Source organism: Neisseria sp. P0018.S001, assembly GCF_051957355.1.
Classification (GTDB): Bacteria; Pseudomonadota; Gammaproteobacteria; order Burkholderiales; family Neisseriaceae; genus Neisseria; species Neisseria subflava_A.
In genome coordinates this window covers 1-1139 of the sequence record NZ_JBQCWN010000035.1, presented here as the reverse complement: position 1 = coordinate 1139, position 1139 = coordinate 1, and the positions used below count along the sequence as shown (strand labels likewise).

Sequence of the window (1139 nt, the reverse complement as noted above, 5' to 3'; positions counted from 1 at the left end):
CCCAAACAAACAAACCAACACACCACCCACCCCAAAAACCACAAACAACCCACACACCCAACAACCACAACCCACCAAACCCACACAACCACAACAAAACCACCCCAAAAAACAAAAACCACCCAAAAACCACCCCAACAACCACCACACAAACAACAAAAACAACCACACCAACCAAACACCCCCACACCCCCAACAACACAAACAACCCCACAAAAAAACCAAAAACCACCCAAAACCCAACCCCCAAACAACCCCCCACAACCCACAAACAACCCAACCCCAAACCACCCCCCCCCCCCCACCAACCACACAACAAACCACCCAACCCCCAAACCACCCCCACCAAACCCCCCCCCCAAACCAACCACAACCCAACCCCCCCCAAAAACCAACCACCCCCCCCCCCCACACACCACACCAAAACAAAACCAACCACACCACACCAACCAACAAAACCCACACCACCAAACCAAAAAACAACAAAACCACCAAACACGACACCAACCCAACCAACTCCAACACAGAAACCCGCCACAACCCAAACAAAACCAAAGCCAAAAACACACAAAAACCCCCACAAAAAACAAACACAACACCAAACAACAAAACCAGCACCACACACAACACCACCACCCCCAACACAACCACCCCACCCCCCACAAAAAACAAAAAACCCCCCACAAAAAAAAAAAAAACAAACACAACACCCAAACAACAACCACACCAACCCAACACAGAAAACACCAGACAAACAACCCCAACCCACACAACCACCACCCCCAAAAACCACACCCCCCCACCCAACCACAACACAACACAACCACAAACACACCCCCAAACCAAACAAAACACCCCCCCACCACCCCCCACCTCACACCTCCTCGCCCCCCCCCGTACCCTCAATCGTATTCACACCCGCTCCGCATTTCCCAACACCCTGCCCACACATATCATCGGTCTCCAACACCCTCAGCCATTCAGGACCTATGTCTTTATCGTTCGCACTCAAATCCTTACTGATTCCTTTACATCCACCTGCCTAACCTTAGCACGGCAGAAAATCACTACCTAGGACAACCAAGTCATAGCAGCATCCACAGTTACGCATCTTGGCTCACAGCGCTTAGTTGCCTTCA

At 51.2% G+C, this 1139-nt stretch carries 2 protein-coding genes; both read right to left on the bottom strand.

The genetic code is table 11. From position 1 onward, the window contains the following. On the bottom strand, positions 1-906 hold a 906-nt coding region (locus ACTHTJ_RS10650; RefSeq protein WP_440362667.1), incomplete at its 3' end, for a hypothetical protein. Further along, a complete protein-coding gene (locus ACTHTJ_RS10645; RefSeq protein ID WP_440362666.1) occupies positions 875-1012 on the bottom strand; it encodes a hypothetical protein in 138 nt (45 codons plus the stop codon). The genes ACTHTJ_RS10645 and ACTHTJ_RS10650, both read right to left, overlap by 32 nt. Positions 1013-1139 lie beyond the last annotated feature (127 nt).